This is a genomic window from Bradyrhizobium sp. NAS96.2, from assembly GCF_001908235.1.
GTDB lineage: Bacteria > Pseudomonadota > Alphaproteobacteria > Rhizobiales > Xanthobacteraceae > Bradyrhizobium.
Window position 1 is genome coordinate 28,102 of the sequence record NZ_LGHK01000007.1, and the last position, 23,759, is coordinate 51,860.

A 23,759-nucleotide genomic window follows, 5' to 3' on the forward strand; every position below is an offset into this window, starting at 1 on the left:
TCGGTGCAAGGGCCCCGCCGTATTCTCTTGATGTGAGATGTGATGATGTGAAATGGCGGGATGAATGGTGACGGAGTTGGAATAGCGTTTGCTCTGTCGAAGCCGCACTGGAGCCAGGTAACAAGAGGCTGGCAAACACCAGAAACCTCCAACCACTGCTCTCGCGCTGTGGAGGCAACTAATGTCTAGCCTGGTGCCGGATGGCGATGACGACCCTGCGGAGCCGCGCAACGCGCCGGCGGCGCAGCTCAGAACGGATCGTACGTTGCTTAATGCCGCCCTAAACGAGATTGAGCGCACGAGCCACATCAGCGACTTCTCGACCACAGTGGTCCAGCACGGCAAGAAGTTGCAGATAGTAGCGGATCGCGCAATGTTCCTGCAGAAGGCTGCCGCGGATTTCCAGCTTAGATTTGTGGCAAGCTTCGAGGATAACATCCGGGCGGGCAAATCGTGGGGGTACGCCACGACATGCAACGTGGTGAGCCGGGAGGCTGCGGGTCAACCTGGCATCGAAGCCTGTAAAGCAATAGCGGACCGGGTATCGAGGCTTGATGATGATCTGATCGGAAAGGTCCAATGCAAGACCCTTTCGCTGTTGGCGTCATCGTTCGGACGCCACTCCGCGATGGCCGACTGTCGCAATGGAACGATTAGAATCGCCGCGTTTTGTCTGGGCAAGAGCGGAGTAGTTCAGCGGTTGAACAGTCAACATGTGTCATTGCTGGTGAACGCTTTCAGCAAGTGGCCCCAAGAGCCGAGCGTTCGCCAGGCGGCGGTCGCAATCGGGGATGAAGTCGTTCGCCGCGGGGATCGCCGCGCGCGGCTCTCTGAGTTTCTCCGCAAGGACTATCGACGCTGATGAATTGTTTTAGCAAATGGCTCGAAGAGGAGAGCGCTTGCAAGGCCATAGCCGCGATTGTCGGTGAAGTTCGTCAGCGCGCCGGCGCGCCGACATCGGGCTCTCTGAATTTGTTCCGCAAGGACTGGCGATCCTCGTGAACGAGTTCAGCAAATTCCTGGAAATGAGAGACTGTCGTCAAGCCGCAGTCGCGATCGCCGGTGAGGTCTTGAGCCGCGGCGGCCAACTCTCTCGTTTTGTGCCGATAGAACTCGCGAACCTGCTGAATGGTTTCAGCAAATGGCCAGAAGAGGCCCTTTGCCATAAAGTGACGATCGCAATCCTCCGTGAGATTCTTAGCCGTGGGGATCAAATTGTTCGCTTTAATCCGCACGACTTGGCGAAGCTGGTGGACGGCTTCAGCAAGTTGCCAGAAAAGACCGCGTCTCGTCAGGCTATAGGCGCGATTGCGAACGAAATCGTCTGCCGTGTCGCTCGGCTCTCACAGTTTGCCGAGCAGGATCTATCGAACCTGGTGAATGGGTTCAGCAATGGGCTGGCGACATTGCCTGTCGTCAGGCCGCGACCGTGATCGCGGCTGAGCTTGTTCGCTGCGCCGACCGGCACTCTGATCATAAAGCAGGGAGGACTTGCGAATCTCCTGAACGGTTTCAGCAAATGGCCGGAACAGTCTGCGTGTCGGCGGGCCGCAATCGCAATTGGTCCTGAGGTCTTGCGCCGCTGGGATCAAATCGCCAGCTTTATTCCGCAGGACCTGACGAACCTCGTGAACGGCTTTAGCAAATGGCCAGAAAAGGCCACGTCTCGCCACACCACAGTCGCGGTCGCAAATGAGATCCTTGGCCGTGTCACTCAACTTTCTCAGTTTACGGAGCAGGATCTATCGAGCCTAGTGAATGGTTTTAGTAAATGGCCGGAAGAGCCTGCCTGTCGTCAAGCCACAGTCGAAATCGCGAGTGAGGTCGTTCGTTGCGCCGACTATCTCCCTGACTACCCTGCAGGGATTTGCGAATCTGGTGAATGGTTTTAGCAAGTGGCCTCAAGAGACCGCCTGTCGTCAAGCCGGAGTTGCGTTCGCTCGTGAAGTCCTTCGCCGCACCGACCAGGATGGGCGGCTCTCTGATTTCAATCACCAGGACCTGACGAGCCTTGTCGACGGTTTCAGCACATGGCCAGAAGAGGCGGCGTGTCGGGACGCGATAGATCGTATCGCCAGATGGCGACATGGCCAAGGAGTCGAATGACGATAGCGGAAGCCGCCGCAAGGGTTGTGAGGCTAAGCTCGATCAAGGTAAGGCCCGGGAAGAGCAGGGCGCCTCCGAAAGGCTGCAAGAAAATACGTGCCGCCAAGAACGCCTGCGATTTGGAGCGGAAAGGGTATGACCCCTCGGGTAACCGTTGCTTTGGGCTGCGAGCTACCAATCGGACACTATAATCGTCGCCTAAACCTTAAGCCTGGCTTCCCAGTGTGGAATGCCCGAAAGCATGACGTAGCCGGAGCCCCTCGCAAGACTTTTGAGCGCGGGGACGCCCGATCAAATCCGCTACCCCACGCGCAATTGCTTTCAAGCATTGGCCACTGAATCGAACGTTCCAATCTCAAACATCGCCGGCATTGCCGGTGGCGGTGCGTGGCAGCAATGCGATCGCTTTCATCGCAAGTCCGGCTGTCGAAGTCAGCCGAAACGGAAAGTCGAATATTGGCAGGTACCTCTCGTCCGTTTTTTCAGTACGCTCAGACGATGAGCTCAATGTCGAAGATTGTAGCGGTCGGGGCAATTTTCTTAGGAGAAGCCCTTTCAATAATCGCGGAGTTGGTCGCCTCAAAGCAGTTTGAGAAAGCCGACGCGAATCTGACAATGCTCCTGCCGATGTTCCTGCTGATAATGATTGGTGGTATCCTGCTCGTCTACGGATACGCACTCGGCTACATGCATCTCAAGAATATTTGGATAATTGTCGCAATATCCGTGGGAGCTATTTTGGTGGTGGAGCCGATTCTCACGTTCCTGCTCTTTCGAGAAGTACCGACAATCGGCTCGCTGATCGGGCTGGCGTTGGGCGCGCTTGGTACACTTGCTGCGATATTTTTATAGGCGCGATCGTCAGTCGGGTTCATGGCGGGCGCAGATTGAAAGCTACGCAACTTGGTTCTGCTCAATTTCGAACGCAAGCGCAGGAAGTGAGTTCTGATGGATGTTTAGCTCCGAGCTACCTAGGAGTGAGGTACGATCATCGGGTCGCGGGAGCTCTTCAATTGAAGCTTTGATATCCCCTTCATTCGCCCACCTAAACCCAAGAACGATGCGTGAGACGAACACCCGGCATTGATTATGGTATTGCTGGCATTATGGTATCATAATGCCAAACCGGATGGGTAGAGTTGACTTCGTTGATGGTCGCTACCCTATATGGGTTTACTTTGCCGGACATTAAATCACCTTTATTGGAATTCCCTCGCCCGCTCTCGGGCAAAGGATCGCAAAGATGCCGATCGCGACTATAGTTCTGGCCACCGTCAATGCGCCTCACAGCAAGCAGCTGGGCGAGGAGGCACTCGTTTTTTGCCTTAAGAATCCAGCCGCCGCTAAGGAAGTGCCAGGACACATGGCAGCGTTCTTCGGTGAAGTGGAGCCGTCCTTGCAGAAAGACTTCGCACATCAGGTCGGCATCAGCGATGTGGAACTCGTTGCTTCTGCAAAAGCGTTTTCCAGCTATTCCGGTGAGCATTACCCGCTTGCAGCGTGATAGCCGATAAAACCAGTTCGGATTGGACGCGGCTATTTTGGATACCCACCGCATGGACGCTTCGCTCGAGTGCACTGCCATAGGTGCGGTCAATCTCGCTCGGTGAGCCAATTCTTTCTGCGATAATTGCGGCCGCGGCGCAGAGTTTCTGGCGGCGGTCGTTCCGGTCGCGGCAGTCGCCTCAGCTGCTTCTCGCAAGGCAGCGAGTCAGCCCCTGCCAGGTGTCGCTCGCCCGATGGCTGGCATGCTGCTCCGCATCGGTTCGGTGGAACACAGTATCTGGTCCAAAGAGTCGCCGATGACACGCGCGTCATACGCAGCCGAATTGCTGTTTGATGGTGGTTTCGACGCTCGCCCATATGCATCACGTTGGCTGCGGCGCGATGATCGGACGCGCGCCAGGTCCCGCCTTTCACCATTTATCCAAACAGCAGCGCGTACGCCTGAGCACCGCTATGCGGGTGCTCGACGCGTACATTGCCAGTGGCAGCTATTGCATCATCGCCGAAGCGCTGTTCGCCCAGAGGCGCATCCCCGATCGCGCCTGGAAGATGCACGATCTGCGCAATCGAACGATCCGACTGGTACAGAGCGACCTCGCGCTGATGCGGACGATAGCGCAAGCCGCTGCGGCCGAAGCGCATGGGCTAACTAGCTCCTCCGTAGGGGGTATCGGAAAATCGTCCCGGCATCTTCGGCATCCCCATAAGCAGTTCTACTACGCGATCGTGACCGTCGACGCGCGGCGACGCACGCCTGCACTCAAGACGATCACGGAGCTTATCAAATGTCCGACCGGAGCGCGGATCAGCCGCAGCGATACCTGCGCACACCCGAAGCAGCGCGCTTTCTGAGCTTGTCCGGCCGCACGCTGGAGAAACACCGAACGTACGGAACCGGTCCGGAATATCACAAGATCGGCGGGCGCGTAGTCTATTCAGTAGCTGACCTGACAGCATGGGCCAAACTGGGCAAGAAGAAATCGACCTCGGACCCGGGAGCCGGCACCGTACTGCCCGCAAAACGGCATGCGCCTATTCCCTATGCGGGCAAAGAGCGGCGTTAAGCCATGTCCGCAAACAAATTCTCAGCGCACCACCGCCTCTCCGAACGCGAGCAGCTTGATCTGCTTCGTGCAGTTCCTGGTGATTTCGCGCCGCGCAATGCTCAGAATCTCATTGCCTATCCGCGCGCGAAAACGCAGCGGATTGTGCCGATCGATTTCCGTGCCGTTGCAATCTCAATTCATGCCGAAGCCGTGCCGAAACACGGCATGGCGACCATTTGGGATGCGGACGTTCTGATCTGGGCGCCGTGCCAGATCGTCGAATCCGGTGGCGCCGTATCGAATACGTCGCGCCTGATGGCTGCGAGGGCTGACGAGAGTCTAATCTATGTCGGGCGTGGCACCAGGACGCGGGACTATGATCAGCTGAAGGCGGGTCTCGACAGGCTGCAGTCAATGGCAGTGCAGACCTCGATCATCCTCTCGCCGCTCAAGCATTTTGCATGCGACGTACGACAAGTCGTCCAGTGCCTGACATTGGCCAGCTATCAGCTCGAGCTAATGCGCGATCCGAACGATACCGAGCGCCAGAACTTCGCACCAACGCCTCTTGTTCCCTTAGCGGCACGCCTGCGTGGGCGCGGTCTCATTCCACATTCGGAGGGCAATTCTGTGAATCAGCTCGTGCTATCGGGGACCGCAACGCTTGTGCTGTCGGGAACTCGAGTTTCGCGCTATCGGGGACCGAAATCGGACCTAAGCGATTGTTCCTTGGCGTTTGCCGGCCACCACAATTTTATTGATCAGAAGTCCTTCGGGCACCAGATCACAAGCCGCATTGGAGGTGACTGCCAAAGGCAGGCCGCCTGTCCTGCTTGGCCTCAGAAGCCACACACGCTCTTCACCGAACTCCGAGCTTACGGGTCCCAGCCCCAGCCTCAGGGAGCGGCAGCATGAGCGACCTTACCGAAGTGGAAGTGTTGTGGCTCGAGAAGCGTATCGAAAACCGCATTCGGTTTGGTCGCATCGTCGAGGAACGGAAGATCGATCGTCATCGGCGTGTCCTATCATTTGCACCCGGCAGCATTTTTGCTTTCGTTCGCTGGACATCTAATGACTTTGGAACTGTCATTTCGCGGATTGACATCTTGCGCGCAGTTGCACCGGGGCAGCGCTGCTCGACCGTGCCGTATGTGAAGCCCGGCGGAGAGATTTTGCTGCGACTCTCTGGCTGGCCGAAGGTCGAACGAGTGTTGCAGATGACCGATGCCATTGAGGCGCTCGGCATCAATCCCGCCGATGTCGCGCCTGATCATTGGCGTCACGTTCATAACCGCCTGTCCGTCAACGAAAACCCGCGTTCCTACACGAAAGCGCGCCATCAGGCTTGGCTCCATCGTCAGAGAGTGATGCGATGACAGGACGCCTGAAGACGCTGACTACAACGTTTGGGGCCGTTGCTGCGTTGCTCACGACAATCGCAATGGAGCCGCTTCCGCTCTACATCTGGAATGCATCGACGAGCGTGCCAATCGGTCTCTATCGCTTACGACCATCGAAAGCCTTCCATGTCACTGAGCTGGTCGCTGTTCGGCCGCCGGAGCCGCTCGCAACCTTCCTTGACCTCAACGGATATCTGCCCATTGGGGTCCCCATGCTCAAGCGCGTGCTGGCCCTCCCAGGGCAGAGCGTTTGCAGAAGTGGAATCACGATTTCGGTCGATGAAATTGCGGTCGGCGAGGCGAGGGATCGCGACGCACGCGGCCGGCCGCTGCCGAAATGGCAGGGCTGCCACGTCGTCGGCGACGACGAGCTCTTTCTCATGAACTGGCAGTCGGACGACTCCCTTGACGGGCGGTACTTTGGATTTCTTCCGACTTCGGCCGTGATCGGTCGTGCTCTCCCGGTGTGGACATGGGAGGAATGATCGTGCGTGTTCCACGTGTCTATCCCGCAATTCCTCTGTTTAATCGATTGCGGGACCATTCCTCCGTCCCGGCCAATGGTTGCAAGGCTGACGCGCGCAGCGGCAATCCAGGGCGGCCGAATGGCCGGCGCGAAGCAGCTTTACCCTGGACGGTCGTGAACACGACAGCATGCTCAGCTCGGTCGGGCGTGCGTGTTTGGGCTGTCGTGCCACTTCTGCTTATTTTGACTGCGTCGCATAGTGGTGCTTTGGCTGAGAACGGGCCAGCGGCTCGAGCGGTCCATCAAGCAGAGAGCCCGTTCGCCGCTTTTATGGAAGAAGCGTCACGACGCTTTGCAATCCCGGTGGACTGGATCAGGTTTGTGCTGGACAGCGAAAGTTCTGGGCAAGTGCACGCCAGATCGCCGAAAGGTGCGATGGGCCTTATGCAAGTCATGCCCGCGACTTGGGCAGAACTGCGCCTGCGCTATGACCTAGGCAACGATCCGTTCGATCCGCGCGACAACATTCTGGCAGGCACTGCATACCTGCGTGAATTGCTCAGCCGCTATGGCTCGCCTGGCGTGTTTGCCGCGTACAACGCGGGACCAACTCGCTACGAAGAGTTTCTCACAGGCCATTCCCTGCCTGGTGAAACGCGAGCCTACGTGATCAAGCTTGCAAGCTGCCTGGGCATCAAACTGCCTCCGACGTGGATCGCCGACCGACGGTCGTCGGCAGCGGCAATGTTATTCATTGCACGATCCGATCTCATGCATAGGGACGATCCGCCAGCGTTCGTACCTTCGAGCGACACAACGACTGCATTTTCGTCGCGAGATATTTTGCAGATGGGCCCCAGGTCCACTGGGGTGTTTGTCGCCCGATCAGGTTCGGGAGCATCGCGGTGATCAGGCGCAGGTTGGCAAGCGGTGGCGAGCTTCAAGGAACGATTGGCGAAACGGCAAGACCAGTGCGCAAACACGACGTATGTGTCCGAGGCCTGCATATGAGGTCGGATATTGACGATCCTGATGCTCTCGCGCTGGCTATATGCTGGCCATGCGCCTACCGCACGAGCTCCTATTTCGTACGGGGAACAGCTTTGGAAGCTTTCGCGATCACTGCTTCGGCACATTCGATCACGGCACTGAACTCTGCGCTCTTCCACGTATCGACCGAATGGCCGTCATCGAACAGCTCGTCGGAAGCGTCCCGCGCTCGTGCGACCAATTCACGGAGCGCGGCAAGGGCTTCCGAGAGCGGTTTGGCATCCGCTCCGTTTCGGGAAGATTGCGTCACCTCTCTATCTCCATCACATTGCGAGTACGGACCGTCAGGCAGTTTCGCGACAATAGATCACCGTCACTATTGCGCCGGGTCTGATCTTGTGTGCTTCGACAACCTGTGCTCAGGCGGCGGCAGCGTCAGGTTCTGCGCATATTCAGTTCCACGGCAGCAGGTGGTCAATTCGGCTTACGGGATGCCGGAAAGGCGGAGAGCGATCACGACGTATGCGTCCGGGGGCTGCACATGACGTCGGATATTGGTGAGTCCAACGCTCTCGGGCCGGCTATATGCTGGCAATGCGCCGACCGGGCGAACTCCTATTTTGTTTTGGGAGCTTTCGCCTTCGCGATCACCGCTTCGGCACGTTCGATCGCAGCACGGAGCTCTTCGCTTTTCCATGTATCAACCGAATGGCCGTCGTCGAACGACTCATCGGTCGCTTCCTGCGCGCGTGCGACCAGCTCACGAAGCGCTGCAATCGCTTCGGAAAGAAGTTTGGCATCCGCTCCGTTTTCGGAAGATCGCGTCATCTCTTTATCCCTGGCACATGCCGATCATGGACCATCAGGCCATATCGTTACAATAGACGACTATCGCCATTGCGCCCTGTCCAATGGTCGCCCGTTGGCGAGAGCGTGGCCCAACTCAGGCGGCGGCAGGGGCGAGTGCTGCGGCTCTCCAATTCCAAGGCAAGAGGTCATCGAGACGATTAACGGGATGTCCGTTGACCATTCGCTTCAGCACGTCGTGCAGGTACGCATAAGGTTCGACGCCGTTGAGCTTGCAAGTTTCAATCAGCGAACAGAGGATTGCCCATCGTTCCCCGCCGCCATCGCTACCGGCGAAGAGATGGTTCTTGCGGCCGAGCGCTACAGGCCGGATCGCTCGCCCAACGGGATTCGTGTCGAGTTCGATGCGGCCGTCGTGCAGGAAACGGGTCAATCCATCCCAGCGCGACAGCGCATACCGGATCGCTTCGGCGAGATTGCCGCGGCCGGGCAATTGCGGGAGCTGCACCTCGAGCCAAAGGCGAAGGCTGTCAACGATCGGCTTGGCGAGTGCGCGCCGCGCGGCCAGCCGATGCGCCGGCGATTGACCACGCACCTGCGTTTCGACGGCATAGAGGCTAGCAATGCGACGCAGGGCCTCGTGCGCGATGGGCGTGTCCTCGGCTTGCGCGACCTCGTAGAACTTGCGTCTGGTGTGTGCCCAACATGCGGCGAGAGTGATGTTTCCGGCGTCGGTCAGCCGCTCGAATCCCGCGTAACCGTCGACGTGCAGAACGCCTTTGAAGTGCGTCAGATGCGCCCCCGGGCGCTCCGCTTTCCGGTCGGGCGCGAACACATAGACCGCAGCCGGCGGCTCGGGCCCACCCCAACTGCGTTGATCGCGGGCATACACCCACAGCCGTCCGGTCTTGGTGCGGCCTCGGCCCGGATCGAGCACAGGGATTGGCGTGTCGTCGGCAAACAGGCGATCCGACGCGAACATGTGCTTGCACAGCCGATCGTGCAGGGCCTCAAACCACCAGCACGCGCCGCCAACCCATCCGGCGAGTGTCGAGCGCTCCAGTTCGACACCATGGCGAGCAAAGATCTGCGCCTGCCGATAAAGTGGTGTGTGGTCGCAGTATTTGCTGACCAGCACCTGGGCGAGCAGGGCCGGCGTGGCCAAACCGCCGGCGATCGGCCGTTCCGGCGCCGGAGCCTGGGTGATCGTTCCGCAACTGCGACAGGCATATTTCGGGCGGCAGACGCGTACCACCCGCAGCTGTGCTGGCACCCAGTCCAGCATCTCGCTGACGCTCTCACCGATGGCATGCAGCGGGCCGCCACAGCACGCACACGTCTCACTATCGACGTTGAGCACGACCTCTTCACGGGGCAGATGGTCCGGCAGCGGCTTGCGCTTCGGCTGCAGCTTCTGCATCGGCGCGGGCGCCTCAACCGAGGCTTCATCTGCCTCAACAGCCGACAGATCGATGTCCAGATCTTCAAGCCCAAGGGCGAGTTGATCGGCGTCGAGACGCTCGGAACGACGACCAAATTGTGCGCGCTGAAGCTGTTTGATGATCGCCTGGAGCCGCTGGATCTCGCTATTCCGATGCGCGATGACCGAGGCAATGTCGCGCACCAGGCGGTGCAGAAGCGCAGTATCCGACGGCAGATTGTCGAGGTCGAGCTGCATGACCGATTCTACTCGGACACACTGATTCGACGAAGCAACTTCGCTATATTCTATGCGGGTTTTTGCGATTCAGCCCGCGATGGCCGGGCGCCATCGACGCTCCGGTGTACGCCAGTCGATGCCTTCGATCAGCATGGCAAGCTGCGCCGGGGACAGCGTTACCGTCCCGCCGGGATCGCTCATTCTCGGCCAGATGAAGCCGCCCTGGTCGAGCCTCTTGCTGAACAGGCAGAGCCCGTTGCCGTCCCAGAACAGGATCTTCAGCGTGCTCGCCTTCTTGCCTCGGAAGGCAAACAGGTGGCCGGAGAATGGGTCCTTCTTGAGGTGTTCCTGAACGAGTGCGGCGAGGCCATCCAGGCCCTTGCGCATGTCGGTGTATCCCAAAGCCAGATGCACTTTCACGCCGGCCGGCACGATCATCATCGTGCTGTCTCCCCCTCAATGACCTGGCGGCGGACTGCATCAGGATCGCTGCCGATCGGCGCGAACACGCGGCGTCCATCCTCCAATTCGACAACCGTCATGCCGTCCGGCGGCTGCAGCAGATCGTGCAGTACGAGCGTTGCGGATTGCGCTCCGGCGACCTTCACGGCCGCCAACTTCGCCCGCATTCGCTTGCTGAGCCCGAACTGCACCCGCCACCGGAACAACATGCTGGTAACGATGCCGTGGCGCCGGCAAATCTCGGCGGCGGTGGCACCGGGGAGCTCGGACTCGGTCACTATCGCGAGCTTTTCACCGTCACTGAAGCGACGCCGGTTGGCGCGTCCGTCGCTCGGCGGATCGGGGGTTGGTGCATCTGTCAAGCGGCTTCTGACGCGAGACCCCTTAGCAGCGCTGCTAACACTAGTGCTTATTAGTGGGCGGGCACTCGGATGAAGGTGCGTCCGCCAGTCGATTTCGACCTCATTGGCGTCGATCAGATCGCGCCACCGCCTCAGGCTGTGCTGCGATATGCGATGTGCCCGAGCGTACGCTTGCATGCTCAGTCCACACCACCTCATCGCTTCAACGTGCATTGCCCAGAACGCTTGGACTGCTCTGCAGCGCTGGTCCTTCGACACTGGGGTCTGCTGCTTGCGGAGCCGCTCCCGACGTTCCTCGCGACGCAATTCCGCACGTATTTTCAGCGTTTCAGCGTCAATCAGATGCCGCAGCCAACGATCGAATGTGCCGCCAGTGAGACGGTGCTGACGACAATATTTGCGCTTGCTGAGACCGCTTCGCCGCCACGCTTCAACGTGGACCGACCAAAAAGAACGACGCGCTTCGTTCTTGAAATATTCCGTACCCACCGGAGATCCTCCAATGCAGCAAGGAACCCGATATGGAACGACAACGCACTCTCGGAAAGTCGTGCAGGACTCGGACGCTTACATCACGACCGGTCGATGGCGAGATAAAAGGGGCTCGCCGGTCGAACCGCAAGCCATTGACATGACTTGGGTTCCGGCGTGCCGGTCGGTCGGGGCGCGTGCCGCGCCTTGCATTTTGACGAATGCAATCAAAGGCTTTTACGGCACGGCATGCGCTCTTGATTGCTGGGAGGTCCGGTCATGACCGCAGGCGACAGCGATCTGCGTGTTCGGCCAGGGCGCATCCGCAGTACGCGCGCGCCGAAGCAAAAGAGCTTCATCAACCAGGTGTTGCGAGCAGCAAAGAAAGCCGGACATACCTCGGGACAGGCCGCGGCTGGTAGGCGTTCTGTGGCCTATGGGCGCTCGACGTTTGGCCGAGGCCGGCTCGCTTTTAGTCGCTGCCGGTTGTTCAGCCCGACACGGCGCGTCGTGGTGAAAGCGCGCGTTGTTCGTCACAAGGGGCGAGCCTTCCGCTCAGCGCCACTGACCGCCCATCTCTCATATTTGAAACGCGATGGCGTGACTCGAAGCGGCGGGAGGGCCGAGATGTTCGATGCCCGCAGCGACCGTGCTGATGGCGCGGCGTTCGCGGAACGCTGCAAGGACGACCGCCATCATTTCCGTTTCATTGTCTCGCCGGAAGACGCTGGTGATATGACCGATCTCAAGGCCTTCACCCGCGATCTTGCCAAGCAGATGGAGACCGATCTCGGCACGCGGCTCGATTGGGTGGCTATCGATCATTGGAATACGGACAACCCTCATGTCCATCTTCTCGTTCGGGGCGTAGATGAGGAGGGAGTCGATCTCGTGATCTCCCGCGACTACATCAGCCGGGGTCTGCGCTCACGCGCCGAGGAACTTGCCGCCATTGAACTAGGTCCGAAACCGGAACATGAAATCCGCATTTCGCTGGAGAGGGAGGTGACGGCAGAGCGATGGACGCGGCTCGATCAGGAGATCCGGCTGGCAGCCGACGAAACCGGCTATATCGATCTGCGTCCTGAGAATCCCGGCAGCTCCGATCCCGAGATCCGCCGCCTGATGGTCGGCCGCCTTCAGCATCTGGAGAAGACCGGCCTCGCTGCACCCGCGGCACCAGGGGAATGGACGGTCGGGCTTGAGGCTGAGCGCAGTCTGCGCGACCTCGGCATGCGCGGCGACATCATCAAGACCATGCACCGCGCCTTTACCGAGCGTGGGGAACCGCGCAGTATTGCCGACTTCGTCATCGAAAGTGGACAGCCGACGTCCCAGATCATCGGACGGCTGGTCGATCGGGGATTGCATGACGAACTGACTGGCGAGGCCTTCGCCCTGATCGACGGAACGGATGGACGTGCACACTACGTCCGCCTCCGTGGAATCGAGGCCTTCGAATATGCACCACCGACCGGTGGTATCGTCGAAGTCCGGCGCTTCGCTCCTGCCGGCGATCCGCGCCCCACCTTGGTCCTCGCGAGCCGTTCCGATCTCGATCTTGCTGAGCAGGTCGTCGCGAAAGGCGCGACCTGGCTCGACCACCGCTTGGTCGAACGCGAGCCCATGCCGCTCGCCATGGGTGGTTTCGGCCGCGAGACCCGCGACGCCATGGAAGCCCGTACCGAGCATCTGATTCAGGAGGGGCTGGCACGGCGGCAGGGCCAGGGCATCATCTTGCAGCGCGACCTGCTGAATACGCTCCGTCGACGCGAACTGGACGAGCTGGCAGCAAACGTCTCGGCCGACACCGGCCTGCCTCATATAAAGGCTGCCTCCGGAGAGCATGTGGCGGGCGTCTATCGCCAACGCATCACGCTCGCCTCGGGTCGCTTCGCCATGGTCGATAACGGACTTGGCTTTCAGCTCGTGCCCTGGTCTCGCGAACTTGAAAAGAGGTTGGGCAAGGACGTCGCCGGCGTCATGAAGGACGGTGGCGGCATCGAATGGAGTTTTGGTCGGAAGCGCGACCTCGGCCTCTAGCTATCTCAGCATTTTAGTTGCGGAAAGGCGTTCGGGATGTCCGGAACCAAAATCCTTTGGGGACAGGTGATCGTTGTTGGCCTGATCGTTTTGCTCGCCATCTGGGGAGCAACCGAGTGGGCGGCTTGGCGGCTCGCCTACCAACCCGAACTTGGGCGGCCCTGGTTCGAGCTATCAGGCTTCAAAGTTTATTACCCGCCCATCTTTTTCTGGTGGTGGTTCGTCTACGATGCCTATGCACCACAGGTCTTTGTCGAGGGTGCCTTCATCGCAGCCTCGGGGACCTTCATTTCGATCGCCGTGGCGATCGGCATGTCGGTTTGGCGAGCGCGCGAAGCCAAGAACGTCGAGACCTATGGTTCGGCGCGCTGGGCCGAAGTGCGGGAGATGAGAGCGGCCGGACTTCTCGGTCCGGATGGCGTGGTGCTGGGCAAGCTCGACCGCGACTACCTCCGCCATGACGGACCAGAACACGTGTTGTGTTTTGCACCCACACGGTCGGGTAAAGGTGTCGGCCTCGTCGTTCCATCGTTGCTGGCTTGGCCTGGCTCGGCCATCGTCCACGACATCAAGGGCGAGAACTGGCAGCTGACCGCGGGCTTTCGTTCGCGGCATGGCCGCGTCCTCTTATTCGATCCCACCAACCCAAAATCTTCGGCCTATAACCCGCTGCTCGAGGTCCGGCGCGGCGAGTGGGAGGTTCGTGACGTGCAGAACGTCGCTGACGTCCTGGTCGACCCCGAAGGCTCCCTCGATAAGCGGAACCATTGGGAGAAGACCAGCCATTCGCTACTGGTCGGCGCCATCCTCCACGTCCTCTATGCCGAGGCGGACAAGACTTTGGCAGGTGTGGCCGCCTTTCTGTCCGACCCGAAGCGGCCGATTGAGGCGACCTTGAAGGCGATGATGACCACGCTGCACCTCGGTGAGCAGGGGCCTCACCCTGTGGTCGCCTCGACTGCGCGCGAACTCCTCAATAAATCCGAGAACGAACGCTCAGGGGTCCTGTCCACGGCGATGTCGTTCCTCGGGCTCTACCGCGATCCCGTTGTGGCTCGGGTGACCCGTGCTTGCGATTGGCGAATCGCGGATTTGATTGCCGACGCCAGTCCCACGACGCTTTACCTCGTAGTGCCGCCCTCCGATATCTCACGGACCAAACCATTGATCCGTCTGGTGCTGAACCAGATTGGCCGGCGCCTGACCGAGGACCTGCATGCCCGCGACCGGCGGCATCGCATCCTGATGATGCTCGACGAGTTCCCGGCGCTGGGGCGGCTTGATTTCTTCGAGTCCGCACTCGCCTTCATGGCGGGGTATGGCATCAAGAGCTTCTTGATCGCGCAATCGCTCAATCAGATCGAAAAGGCCTACGGGCCCAATAATGCGATCCTCGACAACTGCCACGTGCGCGTCAGCTTCGCGACCAATGACGAGCGGACCGCCAAGCGGGTATCCGACGCGCTGGGCACGGCGACGGAGATGCGTGCGATGAAAAACTATGCCGGTCACAGGTTGAACCCCTGGCTGGGGCACCTCATGGTCTCGCGGCAGGAAACGGCGCGGCCGCTCTTGACGCCTGGCGAGGTCATGCAGCTTCCGCCGATGGACGAGATCGTCATGGTGGCGGGCACGCCACCGATGCGGGCAAAGAAGGTCCGCTACTATGAGGACCGGCGGTTTACCGAGCGTGTCTTGCCGCCGCCCGATCCGGCGGCATCCGGGCGATCATCGCGAACGGACGGATGGTCAACGCTTGGAACGCTGAAGCCGGCGCCGCTTCCAGGGGACAGGGGGCAGGGAGAGGAAGACACGGCGAACAGCGGTCTCCGTCGTGAGCCCGAACTCCCCGATCACGTCGCGATCGTCAAGGAGAAAACCGAACCGACGCCGGCAGAAGAATTTGCCGTCGTTCTTGACGATGATGAGGATGCGATTCGTCAGTCCCGGCTCATACGCCAACAGATGCGCGGTGTTGCGCGTCAGGTCGCCATGGACCCGAATGACGGTATGGAGCTCTGAGGCAGTATGCGCGACCGGATGAACGTATATTTCCCGCCAGAGCTTCTGAAACAGATCTCGGATCTGGCCGACCGCAAGAACCTTTCCAGGTCTTCGATCGTGGAAGCGGCGGTCGCTTCCTTTTTGTCGCCGGACGGCGCGGACAGGCGGGAGGCAGCGTTCACTCGGCGTCTGGACCGGCTGTCACGTCAGATGCAGAGGCTGGAGCGTGACGTCGGTTTGACGGCCGAGACCTTGGCCCTCTTCATTCGCTTCTGGTTGACGGTCACGCCACCGTTACCCAATGACGCGCAGGCGGCCGCGCAGCTTAAGGGCAGGGAACGTTTTGAAGGATTCGTCGAGGCGCTCGGCCGCCGTTTGCAAAAAGGGCAGAGCTTCCTGCGTGAGATTCCAGAAGAGATCGTCCGTCAGGAACCGGTCGGTGAAGCTGACTGAGGCCCTCGCACGTTATCGCACCGGCCCCTCCCTTTTCTACGCCAGCCTACGACCGCAGCAATTTAGCCGAGCTGACAAAAAGCTGGACGCGCTATCGGCTCGAACGAGCTGAGAGCAAAAGGGCCAGCATGCAAATCTCAATAGGATGGCGTCGAACTGCGCGCGTTTTTTTTCCTTTTGCTGCTGGATACTATCTTTCGTACCTGTTTCGATCAATCAACGCTTTGATCGCCGGCCATCTCAGCTCGGATACCGGGCTTGGGACTGCTGACCTCGGGTTGCTGACGTCAGTCCATTTCCTCATTTTCGCGGCGGCTCAGATCCCCATCGGCATATTGTTAGACCGCTTTGGTCCGCGTCGCGTCCAGAGTGCTCTGCTCTTGCTAGCCGCAGTAGGGACCGTACTTTTTGCGGTATCGACCGGTTTCCTGTCACTTCTGATCGCGCGTGCAATGATCGGGCTTGGCGTGGCGGCGTCGCTCGCAGCAGGGCTGAAGTCCATCGTTCTTTGGTTTCCCAGGGAGCGAGTTGCCTTGCTTAACGGCTACATGATCATGCTGGGATCGCTAGGAGCGGTGACCGCTACGGCTCCAGTCGAACACCTACTCGCTTGGATGGGTTGGCGGCAGCTCTTTGAGATCCTGGCGGCCGCGACCGGCGCGACCGCCATCCTCATCTATGTCGTGGTTCCTGAACGAGCCATTGTCCCATCGACGGCGTCAATTCCCATCACCCTTTGCTCCGTTTTCGCCGATGGGCGTTTCTGGCGTATTGCACCGTTGTCGGCGACTTGCATTGGATCGGCCTGGTCTCTCCAGGGATTGTGGGCATCGCCGTGGCTGACAGACGTAGAGGGGCTCGATCGCGCAAATCTCGTCAGAGAGCTCTTCATAATGTCGATCGGACTTTGCGGCGGTGCCTGGCTGTTCGGCACGACGGTCCATCACATCAAACGAAGAGAAATCGGGGCGGAGACGATATTAGCGATGGTTGCAGTGCTGCTTATCGCAGCCGAGCTGGCCTTGATCCTGCGAGCGCCTCTGCCGTCCGCCCTGCCCTGGTCCGTTGTCGCAATTGTCGGAACAGCAACCGTGGTCAGCTTCGCGGTGATAGCGGATTACTTTCCGCTAGAGTTTGCCGGCCGTGCCAACGGCGCCTTGAACGTTCTGCATTTCGGTTGGGCATTTCTTGCACAGTACGCAACGGGCCTTATCCTGGAGCAATGGTTCATGATCGATGGACATAGGCCCATCATCGCCTATCAAGTCGCGTTCGGTCTCAACGTGGCAGTGCAGGTCGCGGCATTGCTCTGGTTCGCGCTTCCTTGGCTCCGATGCTCCGCTTCGTGGATGAGTTCGTTTTCCTTCTTCGTGCCGGCTAACATTTCCGACGCCGTCGAGTCGGTCGGTTTGTATGAGAGTTCCGTCGTACTAATTCCTGCGGATGACGATGGGGAGTGGTGAGCCGCGACTGCTATCCGATCGCGTAGGTCTCAAAATTCAGCGCTGACTTTCTTTTTCTACGCCGGTCTACGATCACCGAAAGCGCTCGTTGCGCCAAGTCCACTGGTGCCCTTGTAATTGTCCCCATCTGAAGGCGCTCAATCTACGGGGCCCTCGTTCGGTGGGGACAGCGGTGGCAGTTAATTCCTTTCAATCGGAAGCGAATTCGCGCGGTGCGAGAATGCTGCGTAGCGCACTTGGCGCGGCGATTGCCGGCTACCTCGAAGATGAGACGATTATCGAGGTCATGCTCAATCCAGATGGGCGGTTGTGGATTGACCGGTTATCAAATGGCCTGATCGACACCGGCGAAACTCTGTCCGCAGCGGATGGCGAGCGCATTGTTCGCCTGGTGGCGCATCATGTGGGGGCCGAGGTGCATGCCGGCGCGCCACGGGTTTCGGCCGAATTGCCTGGCACCGGGGAGCGCTTTGAAGGTCTCTTGCCTCCGGTCGTTGCTGCACCGGCTTTTGCTATCCGCAAGCCCGCTGTCGCCGTGTTTACGCTCGGCGATTATGTCGCCAAGGAGATCATGACTTCGGAGCAGGCCAAGATCCTCAAGAGCGCGGTCGCCGCACGCAAGAACATCCTCGTCGCCGGGGGGACATCGACGGGCAAGACAACGTTGACAAATGCGCTCTTGGCCGAGGTCGCGAAGACTTCCGATCGGGTCGTGCTGATCGAAGATACTCGAGAACTCCAGTGCAAAGCGCCAAATCTCGTAGCTTTGCGAACAAAAGATGGTGTCGCCACACTATCAGATCTCGTTCGGTCCTCGCTGCGACTACGTCCGGATCGTATCCCGATCGGCGAGGTCCGCGGTGCCGAAGCACTCGATCTGCTCAAGGCCTGGGGCACCGGTCATCCCGGCGGCATCGGTACCATCCATGCCGGCACCGCCATCGGCGCACTGCGGCGGCTCGAGCAACTCATCCAGGAAGCCGTCATCACGGTTCCGCGTGCCCTTATCGCCGAGACCATCAACCTCGTTGCTGTGCTTGCGGGGCGCGGTGCTGACCGTCGCCTCGCTGAGCTCGCCCTCGTCAAGGGACTTAGTGCTGCCGGTGACTACAGCCTTTCATCAGCAGGAGACTGACATGCGTCAGCAATTTCGAGTTCTTCAAGATACGGCTTCACTTGCCGCGTTCGGCACGATTCTCTTGGCCACAGCACCGGCATGGGCGGCTGGCTCGAACATGCCGTGGGAGCAGCCGCTCAATCAGATCCTGCAATCGGTAGAAGGCCCCGTCGCCAAGATCATCGCCGTCATCATCATCGTCGTGACCGGACTGACGCTCGCGTTCGGAGATTCGTCGGGTGGTTTCCGCAGACTGATCCAGATCGTGTTCGGTCTGTCGATTGCGTTCGCCGCCTCGAGCTTCTTCCTATCGTTCTTCTCTTTCGGTGGCGGCGTGGTGATTTGATGGATGAACCTGTGGTCGGCTTCGTTGTGCCCGTTCACCGTGCTCTGACCGAACCAATCCTGATGGGCGGAGCACCCCGGGCGGTCGCGATTGTCAACGGTACGCTTGCCGCGGCCCTTGGTCTTGGATTGCGGCTCTGGATCGCGGGCCTCGTCCTCTGGTTCCTCGGCCATATGGCCGCCGTCTGGGCCGCCAAGCGCGATTCAGCCTTTGTCGATGTGGTGCGCCGACATCTGCGCATTCCCGGTCATCTCAACGCCTGAGCCCTTGGTCATGATGAATCTCGCCGAATATCGCCATTCCAATGCCCGGCTCGCCGACTTCCTACCTTGGGCAGCTCTCGTCGACGAGGGAATTATCTTGAACAAGGATGGCTCGTTCCAACGGACAGCAAAGTTCCGTGGGCCTGACCTCGACAGCGCCGTGCCGGCTGAACTCGTCGCCGTCGCCGGCCGTTTGAACAATGCTTTGCGGCGGCTCGGCTCAGGCTGGGCGGTATTCGTTGAAGCGCAGCGCCACTTTGCGGGTGCGTACCCGCCGAACACCTTTCCGGATGTCGCCTCAGCGCTGGTCGATGCCGAACGCAAAGCTCAGTTTGAAGAGGCGGGCGCCCACTATGAGTCCAGCTATTTCCTGACCTTCCTCTATCTACCGCCTGAGGAGGGGGCCGCGAAAGCAGAAAGATTGCTTTATGAGGGCAGCGATCGCGCCGTTGGAGCCGACGCGCGCGAGCTGCTTCGTGGATTTGTCGATCAGACCAATCGCGTGCTGCAGCTCGTTGAAGGGTTCATGCCCGAATGTGCGTGGCTCGATGATCAGGACACGTTGACCTACCTGCACTCAACGATTTCGACCAAGCGTCATCGCGTTCGAGTGCCGGAAATCCCCATGTACATCGATGCGCTGTTGGCCGATCAGCCGCTGACCGGCGGGCTCGAGCCGATGCTGGGGTCGGCCAACGTCCGGGTTCTGACGATCGTCGGCTTTCCGGGCGCGACGACGCCGGGGATTCTGGACGACCTGAATCGCCTCGCATTCTCATATCGCTGGTCGACCCGCGCGATCATGCTCGACAAGACTGATGCCACGAAGCTGCTGACCAAGATTCGCCGCCAATGGTTCGCCAAGAGAAAGTCCATCGGCGCCATTCTCAAGGAGGTCATGACCAACGAGGCGTCAACGCTGCTTGATACCGACGCTCACAACAAGGCGCTGGACGCCGATGCGGCGTTGCAGGAACTCGGTTCGGATCAGATTGGGCAAGCCTTCGTCACAGCGACCATCACCGTGTGGGACGGCAATCCCCATGCTGCCGATGAAAAGCTCCGCTTGGTCGAGAAGGTCATTCAGGGACGCGATTTTACCTGCATGATCGAGACGGTGAACGCCGTGGAAGCCTGGCTCGGCAGTCTACCCGGTCATGTCTACGCCAATGTGCGGCAGCCGCCGATTTCGACCCTCAACCTCGCCCATATGATTCCGATGTCGGCCGTATGGGCGGGCGAGATGAGGGATTTCCACTTCAAGGGGCCGCCCCTCCTGTTCGGCAAGACCGAGGGATCGACCCCGTTCCGATTCTCCCTCCACGTCGGCGATGTCGGCCATACCCTCGTGGTGGGACCGACGGGCGCTGGTAAATCCGTGTTGCTGGCGCTGATGGCGCTCCAGTTCCGCCGCTACCCGGATGCTCAGGTCTTTGCGTTCGATTTTGGCGGCTCGATCCGGGCGGCCGCGCTCGCCATGGGCGGCGACTGGCATGATCTCGGCGGTGCATTGTCCGATGGCGGCGGCCAACTCGTTGCGTTGCAGCCGCTGGCCTGGATCGACGACCCTTCCGAGCGCGGATGGGCCACGGAATGGATCGGCGCGATCCTTGCACGCGAAAAGATCGAGATCACGCCGGAGGTGAAGGATCATCTGTGGTCGGCTCTGACGTCGCTCGCCTCGGCGCCCATGCAGGAGCGCACCCTGACGGGCCTGTCGGTCCTGCTGCAATCGAACTCCCTGAAACGTGCGCTGCAACCCTATTGCCTGGGCGGTCCGTCCGGACACCTGCTTGATGCCGAACACGAGCGCCTCGGCGAGGCCTCGGTCCAGGCGTTTGAAACTGAAGGGTTGATCGGAACGAGTGCGGCCCCGGCCGTGCTGGCTTACTTGTTCCATCGTATTGGGGACCGCCTCGACGGCCGGCCGACCCTCTTGATTGTCGATGAAGGCTGGCTTGCGCTCGACGACGAGGATTTTGCGGGCCAACTCCGCGAATGGTTGAAGACCCTTCGGAAGAAGAACGCATCCGTCATTTTCGCCACCCAGTCGCTTTCGGACATTGACGGCTCGGCGATCGCGCCGGCGATCATCGAAAGCTGTCCGACGCGCCTGTTGCTGCCGAACGAGCGGGCGATCGAGCCGCAGATTACCGCCATCTATCGCCGCTTTGGCCTCAACGACCGGCAGATCGAGCTTCTGAGCCGGGCAACCCCGAAGCGCGACTACTATTGTCAATCGCGTCGCGGCAACCGCATGTTCGAACTTGGCCTTGGTGATGTCGCGCTCGCATTTACCGCCGCCTCTTCCAAGACAGACCAGGCTGCAATCGCGCAGCTTCTCGCCGAACATGGACCTGACGGGTTCGTGCCGGCCTGGCTCCAGCACCGGGGCGCCGCCTGGGCCGCAGACTTGATCCCCAATCTTGCAAATCTGGAGAAATCGCTATGAGGCGTCTTGGCCTATTGGCAGCCGCTAGCACCCTGGTGCTGGTGCTTGGCGTCGCGGTGCCCGCAAGGGCGCTCATCGTCTTTGATCCCAACAACTACGTTCAGAATGTCCTGACCGCCGCGCGGGAGCTCCAGCAGATCAACAACCAGATCACCTCGTTGCAGAACGAGGCGCAGATGTTGATCAACCAGGCAAGGAATCTGGCAAACCTGCCTTATTCATCGCTGCAGCAATTGCAATCCTCGATCCAGCGGACACAGCAATTGCTGAGCCAAGCCCAGCGGATCGCCTACGACGTTCAGCAGATCGATCGCGCGTTCTCGACAAGCTACGCGCCGGTCACCGGAAGCCAGTCCAGCCAATTGCTGATCACAAACGCTCAATCGCGGTGGCAGAATACTTATGCAGCAACGCAAGACGCGCTCCGGGTCCAGGCTGGTATCGTTGGCAACCTCGATACCAATCGCATCCAAACGTCCGCGCTCGTAACCTCAAGCCAAGGCGCGAGCGGCGCCTTGCAGGCAACGCAGGCCGGCAACCAGATTCTCGCGCTGAGCGCGCAGCAGCTCGCCGACCTGACCGCAGTCATGACCGCACAGAGTCGGGCGCAGAGTCTTGAAGCGGCGCAGCGCGCCGCGGCCCAAGACCAGGGCCGAGAGCAGCTCCGACGGTTCTTGATGCCGGGTCAGGGCTATCAATCTCAAGACGTGCGGATGTTCCACCAATGACTGACGTAAACGCATTCAAGGCCTTGTCGCTGCTTACGACAATCGGCGTATTGGTCGTCGCTGCCTGCACGATTCAGCTTCGCGGTGGCGACGATTCTCCGCCACTGCCGGAGAAAGCGCAGACGACAGGTGCAACCAGTTCCGACCTGGTACGCTGCCGCGGTGTCACCTCCGAGGAAACGTCGGGTTACCGGCATTGTAAGCAGGTTTGGGACGAAAACCGGCGTCGTTTCTTTGGCAGGAAGGATGGTGCCGCAGTTCCTGGCCAGGATGATTCGGCCGCGAGCTTAGCGCCCGCCCCAAAGGATCAGAGCCGCTTCGTGCAAGGATATCCGCCCCTGGCAACACCTGAGGCGAGCAAGCCATGACTGGTACAGGGATTATCGACCAGTTCCTGGAAACGTTTACGCGCTATATCGATAACGGCTTCGGGCTGCTGGGTAGCGATGTCGGATATCTCGCGACGACCCTTGCCGCAATCGACATTACGCTCGCCGCATTGTTCTGGAGTTGGGGAACGGACGAAGACATTATCGCGCGCCTCGTCAAGAAGACGCTCTTCGTCGGCGTCTTTGCCTACCTCATCGGCAATTGGAACAGCCTAGCACGCATCGTCTTCGAAAGCTTTGCCGGTCTTGGGCTGAAAGCGTCCGGCTCGAGCTTATCTGCGTCGGATTTCCTGCGACCAGGGAAGATCGCTCAAGTCGGCCTCGACGCCGGCCGACCGCTCCTCGATTCGATCTCGAACCTGATGGGTTACATCAGTTTCTTCGAGAATTTCGTCCAGATCGTCGTTCTCCTGTTCGCCTGGGTCGTGGTGCTGCTCGCCTTCTTCATTCTGGCGGTCCAGCTCTTCGTGACCCTGATCGAGTTCAAACTGACGACGCTGGCGGGCTTCGTACTCATTCCTTTCGGCTTGTTTGGCAAGACCGCGTTCGCGGCGGAGCGGCTGCTGGGCAATGTCATGTCATCTGGAATCAAGGTCCTGGTTCTGGCCGTCATCCTTGGCATTGGTTCTACTCTGTTCTCCCAGTTCACGTCTGGCTTTGCTGGCGGCCAGCCGACCATCGAAGACGCGATGACGCTGGTCCTTGCGGCGCTTTCATTGCTCGGCCTCGGTATCTTCGGTCCGGGAATCGCAAACGGCCTGGTCTCTGGCGGACCGCAACTCGGCGCCGGTGCCGCGGCCGGTACGGGACTTGCCGCTGGCGGTGTCGTTGCTGCGGGTGCAGGCCTCGCCGCCGGCGGTGCTAGTCTCGCTGGCGGCGCGATTGCAGGCGCCGCGCGCGGTGGCGGTGCCGTCTTGAGTGGAGCATCCGCGGCCTATCGAAGTGGCGGCCTTGCTGGCGTCGCGGAGGCGGGCACTTCGGCGGCCATAGGCCCGTTGCGTCGTGCAGCGGCAACGCTCGGCGGCGGTGGCCAAGCGGGCGAGCAAGCTGCAAGCACTTCGGCAGAAGGGAAAGCACAGCCCGATTGGGCGCGGCGCATGAAAAGTGCGCATACCATTCGGCATAGTGCGTCGACAGCCGGCCGCGCGGTCCGCTCTGGCGACCACGCCGGCAGCGGCTCCTCCGTCGACTTGTCTGAAGGAGAGGGCTGACACGCGGCATGCGC

General features: G+C 60.1%; 26 protein-coding genes and 1 pseudogene. 22 read left to right on the top strand and 5 right to left on the bottom strand.

Going from position 1 to position 23,759, the window contains the following annotated elements:
- Nucleotides 1-181 precede the first annotated feature (181 nt).
- The 11 genes and pseudogenes from AC628_RS01340 to AC628_RS01390 all read left to right on the top strand — a co-directional run bounded on the left by AC628_RS01340 (nt 182) and on the right by AC628_RS01390 (nt 7,433).
- Nucleotides 182-862: a hypothetical protein gene (locus tag AC628_RS01340; protein ID WP_074124974.1), complete on the top strand. Its 681-nt coding sequence runs from the start codon at nt 182-184 to the stop codon at nt 860-862.
- Between the two features lie 136 nt (nt 863-998).
- Nucleotides 999-1,433, top strand: coding sequence for a hypothetical protein (locus tag AC628_RS42480; RefSeq protein WP_143201382.1), 435 nt, complete (start codon nt 999-1,001; stop codon nt 1,431-1,433).
- Between the two features lie 12 nt (nt 1,434-1,445).
- Nucleotides 1,446-1,892, top strand: a complete 447-nt coding sequence (locus AC628_RS42485; protein ID WP_143201383.1) for a hypothetical protein — start codon at nt 1,446-1,448, stop codon at nt 1,890-1,892.
- Between the two features lie 721 nt (nt 1,893-2,613).
- Nucleotides 2,614-2,958, top strand: a complete 345-nt coding sequence (locus tag AC628_RS01355; RefSeq protein WP_245320975.1) for a hypothetical protein — start codon at nt 2,614-2,616, stop codon at nt 2,956-2,958.
- A 391-nt stretch (nt 2,959-3,349) separates the two neighbouring features.
- Nucleotides 3,350-3,610, top strand: coding sequence for a hypothetical protein (locus tag AC628_RS01360; RefSeq protein WP_074124977.1), 261 nt, complete (start codon nt 3,350-3,352; stop codon nt 3,608-3,610).
- 335 nt (nt 3,611-3,945) lie between these two features.
- On the top strand, nt 3,946-4,464 hold the full coding sequence (locus AC628_RS42490) for a DUF2285 domain-containing protein (RefSeq protein ID WP_074124978.1): 519 nt from the start codon (nt 3,946-3,948) through the stop codon (nt 4,462-4,464).
- On the top strand, nt 4,398-4,676 hold the full coding sequence (locus AC628_RS45065; protein WP_074124979.1) for a helix-turn-helix transcriptional regulator: 279 nt from the start codon (nt 4,398-4,400) through the stop codon (nt 4,674-4,676). Before AC628_RS42490 ends, AC628_RS45065 begins: the two co-directional genes overlap by 67 nt.
- 3 nt (nt 4,677-4,679) lie before the next feature.
- Nucleotides 4,680-5,285: pseudogene (locus AC628_RS01375) on the top strand (replication initiator protein A); the annotation flags it as partial.
- Nucleotides 5,286-5,569: 284 nt separating this feature from the next.
- On the top strand, nt 5,570-6,034 hold the full coding sequence (locus AC628_RS01380; protein WP_074124981.1) for a DUF2840 domain-containing protein: 465 nt from the start codon (nt 5,570-5,572) through the stop codon (nt 6,032-6,034).
- Nucleotides 6,031-6,543, top strand: coding sequence for a S26 family signal peptidase (locus AC628_RS01385; RefSeq protein WP_074124982.1), 513 nt, complete (start codon nt 6,031-6,033; stop codon nt 6,541-6,543). The genes AC628_RS01380 and AC628_RS01385 overlap by 4 nt, the downstream gene beginning before the upstream one ends.
- Nucleotides 6,540-7,433 (top strand): lytic transglycosylase domain-containing protein, encoded by an 894-nt coding sequence (locus AC628_RS01390; protein WP_083632519.1) that lies wholly within the window; start codon nt 6,540-6,542, stop codon nt 7,431-7,433. The genes AC628_RS01385 and AC628_RS01390 overlap by 4 nt, the downstream gene beginning before the upstream one ends.
- Before the next feature lie 172 nt (nt 7,434-7,605).
- Here the strand turns inward: AC628_RS01390 and AC628_RS01395 are convergent, their stop codons facing one another.
- From AC628_RS01395 to tnpA, 5 genes are all read right to left on the bottom strand, one after another.
- Nucleotides 7,606-7,824 (bottom strand): hypothetical protein, encoded by a 219-nt coding sequence (locus AC628_RS01395; protein ID WP_074124984.1) that lies wholly within the window; start codon nt 7,822-7,824, stop codon nt 7,606-7,608.
- 305 nt (nt 7,825-8,129) lie between these two features.
- On the bottom strand, nt 8,130-8,342 hold the full coding sequence (locus AC628_RS01400) for a hypothetical protein (RefSeq protein ID WP_074124985.1): 213 nt from the start codon (nt 8,340-8,342) through the stop codon (nt 8,130-8,132).
- A gap of 115 nt (nt 8,343-8,457) precedes the next feature.
- The gene (gene tnpC, locus AC628_RS01405; RefSeq protein WP_074124986.1) at nt 8,458-9,999 is read right to left on the bottom strand and encodes an IS66 family transposase; all 1,542 of its coding nucleotides are present in this window, start codon (nt 9,997-9,999) and stop codon (nt 8,458-8,460) included.
- 69 nt (nt 10,000-10,068) lie between these two features.
- Nucleotides 10,069-10,422 (bottom strand): IS66 family insertion sequence element accessory protein TnpB, encoded by a 354-nt coding sequence (gene tnpB / locus AC628_RS01410; protein WP_074124987.1) that lies wholly within the window; start codon nt 10,420-10,422, stop codon nt 10,069-10,071.
- Nucleotides 10,419-11,294 carry an IS66 family insertion sequence element accessory protein TnpA gene (gene tnpA, locus AC628_RS01415; RefSeq protein ID WP_074124988.1) on the bottom strand — a complete coding sequence of 292 codons (876 nt, stop codon included), beginning with the start codon at nt 11,292-11,294 and terminating at the stop codon, nt 10,419-10,421. Before tnpA ends, tnpB begins: the two co-directional genes overlap by 4 nt.
- Nucleotides 11,295-11,555: 261 nt before the next feature.
- Between tnpA and AC628_RS01420 the strand changes: the two genes are divergently transcribed.
- From AC628_RS01420 to trbL, 11 genes are all read left to right on the top strand, one after another.
- A complete protein-coding gene (locus AC628_RS01420) occupies nt 11,556-13,319 on the top strand; it encodes a relaxase/mobilization nuclease domain-containing protein (protein WP_074124989.1) in 1,764 nt (587 codons plus the stop codon).
- A gap of 36 nt (nt 13,320-13,355) precedes the next feature.
- On the top strand, nt 13,356-15,341 hold the full coding sequence (locus tag AC628_RS01425; RefSeq protein ID WP_074124990.1) for a conjugal transfer protein TraG: 1,986 nt from the start codon (nt 13,356-13,358) through the stop codon (nt 15,339-15,341).
- A gap of 6 nt (nt 15,342-15,347) precedes the next feature.
- Entirely contained in the window at nt 15,348-15,776 is a 429-nt protein-coding gene (locus tag AC628_RS01430) for a CopG family transcriptional regulator (protein ID WP_074124991.1), read from the top strand.
- 128 nt (nt 15,777-15,904) lie between these two features.
- Nucleotides 15,905-17,239 (top strand): MFS transporter, encoded by a 1,335-nt coding sequence (locus AC628_RS01435; protein ID WP_074124992.1) that lies wholly within the window; start codon nt 15,905-15,907, stop codon nt 17,237-17,239.
- Nucleotides 17,240-17,459: 220 nt separating this feature from the next.
- Complete coding sequence (trbB, locus tag AC628_RS01440; protein WP_210190143.1) at nt 17,460-18,374, top strand: P-type conjugative transfer ATPase TrbB; 915 nt, start codon at nt 17,460-17,462, stop codon at nt 18,372-18,374.
- 1 nt (nt 18,375) lies between these two features.
- On the top strand, nt 18,376-18,702 hold the full coding sequence (locus AC628_RS01445; protein ID WP_074124994.1) for a TrbC/VirB2 family type IV secretion system protein: 327 nt from the start codon (nt 18,376-18,378) through the stop codon (nt 18,700-18,702).
- Nucleotides 18,702-18,965, top strand: a complete 264-nt coding sequence (locus AC628_RS01450) for a VirB3 family type IV secretion system protein (RefSeq protein ID WP_074124995.1) — start codon at nt 18,702-18,704, stop codon at nt 18,963-18,965. The genes AC628_RS01445 and AC628_RS01450 overlap by 1 nt, the downstream gene beginning before the upstream one ends.
- Nucleotides 18,966-18,975: 10 nt before the next feature.
- Nucleotides 18,976-21,417 (top strand): conjugal transfer protein TrbE, encoded by a 2,442-nt coding sequence (trbE, locus tag AC628_RS01455; protein WP_074124996.1) that lies wholly within the window; start codon nt 18,976-18,978, stop codon nt 21,415-21,417.
- Nucleotides 21,414-22,145, top strand: a complete 732-nt coding sequence (trbJ, locus tag AC628_RS01460; protein ID WP_074124997.1) for a P-type conjugative transfer protein TrbJ — start codon at nt 21,414-21,416, stop codon at nt 22,143-22,145. Before trbE ends, trbJ begins: the two co-directional genes overlap by 4 nt.
- Nucleotides 22,142-22,513 (top strand): putative entry exclusion protein TrbK-alt, encoded by a 372-nt coding sequence (trbK-alt, locus tag AC628_RS01465; RefSeq protein ID WP_074124998.1) that lies wholly within the window; start codon nt 22,142-22,144, stop codon nt 22,511-22,513. The genes trbJ and trbK-alt overlap by 4 nt, the downstream gene beginning before the upstream one ends.
- A complete protein-coding gene (trbL, locus tag AC628_RS01470; RefSeq protein ID WP_074124999.1) occupies nt 22,510-23,745 on the top strand; it encodes a P-type conjugative transfer protein TrbL in 1,236 nt (411 codons plus the stop codon). The genes trbK-alt and trbL overlap by 4 nt, the downstream gene beginning before the upstream one ends.
- Nucleotides 23,746-23,759 lie beyond the last annotated feature (14 nt).

Coding starts and splice junctions, on each gene's coding strand:
- AC628_RS45065 (WP_074124979.1), top strand. CDS start 4,398: ATGTCCGACCGGAGCGCGGATCAGCCGCAGCGATACCTGCGCACACCC.
- AC628_RS01435 (WP_074124992.1), top strand. CDS start 15,905: ATGCAAATCTCAATAGGATGGCGTCGAACTGCGCGCGTTTTTTTTCCT.
- AC628_RS01360 (WP_074124977.1), top strand. CDS start 3,350: ATGCCGATCGCGACTATAGTTCTGGCCACCGTCAATGCGCCTCACAGC.
- tnpC (WP_074124986.1), bottom strand. CDS start 9,999: ATGCAGCTCGACCTCGACAATCTGCCGTCGGATACTGCGCTTCTGCAC.
- AC628_RS01445 (WP_074124994.1), top strand. CDS start 18,376: ATGCGTCAGCAATTTCGAGTTCTTCAAGATACGGCTTCACTTGCCGCG.
- AC628_RS01380 (WP_074124981.1), top strand. CDS start 5,570: ATGAGCGACCTTACCGAAGTGGAAGTGTTGTGGCTCGAGAAGCGTATC.
- AC628_RS01355 (WP_245320975.1), top strand. CDS start 2,614: ATGTCGAAGATTGTAGCGGTCGGGGCAATTTTCTTAGGAGAAGCCCTT.
- AC628_RS01425 (WP_074124990.1), top strand. CDS start 13,356: ATGTCCGGAACCAAAATCCTTTGGGGACAGGTGATCGTTGTTGGCCTG.
- AC628_RS42490 (WP_074124978.1), top strand. CDS start 3,946: ATGGTGGTTTCGACGCTCGCCCATATGCATCACGTTGGCTGCGGCGCG.
- AC628_RS01400 (WP_074124985.1), bottom strand. CDS start 8,342: ATGACGCGATCTTCCGAAAACGGAGCGGATGCCAAACTTCTTTCCGAA.
- trbK-alt (WP_074124998.1), top strand. CDS start 22,142: ATGACTGACGTAAACGCATTCAAGGCCTTGTCGCTGCTTACGACAATC.
- AC628_RS01390 (WP_083632519.1), top strand. CDS start 6,540: ATGATCGTGCGTGTTCCACGTGTCTATCCCGCAATTCCTCTGTTTAAT.
- trbB (WP_210190143.1), top strand. CDS start 17,460: ATGCTGCGTAGCGCACTTGGCGCGGCGATTGCCGGCTACCTCGAAGAT.
- trbE (WP_074124996.1), top strand. CDS start 18,976: ATGATGAATCTCGCCGAATATCGCCATTCCAATGCCCGGCTCGCCGAC.
- trbL (WP_074124999.1), top strand. CDS start 22,510: ATGACTGGTACAGGGATTATCGACCAGTTCCTGGAAACGTTTACGCGC.
- trbJ (WP_074124997.1), top strand. CDS start 21,414: ATGAGGCGTCTTGGCCTATTGGCAGCCGCTAGCACCCTGGTGCTGGTG.
- AC628_RS01450 (WP_074124995.1), top strand. CDS start 18,702: ATGGATGAACCTGTGGTCGGCTTCGTTGTGCCCGTTCACCGTGCTCTG.
- tnpB (WP_074124987.1), bottom strand. CDS start 10,422: ATGATGATCGTGCCGGCCGGCGTGAAAGTGCATCTGGCTTTGGGATAC.
- AC628_RS01340 (WP_074124974.1), top strand. CDS start 182: ATGTCTAGCCTGGTGCCGGATGGCGATGACGACCCTGCGGAGCCGCGC.
- AC628_RS01420 (WP_074124989.1), top strand. CDS start 11,556: ATGACCGCAGGCGACAGCGATCTGCGTGTTCGGCCAGGGCGCATCCGC.
- AC628_RS01430 (WP_074124991.1), top strand. CDS start 15,348: ATGCGCGACCGGATGAACGTATATTTCCCGCCAGAGCTTCTGAAACAG.
- AC628_RS01385 (WP_074124982.1), top strand. CDS start 6,031: ATGACAGGACGCCTGAAGACGCTGACTACAACGTTTGGGGCCGTTGCT.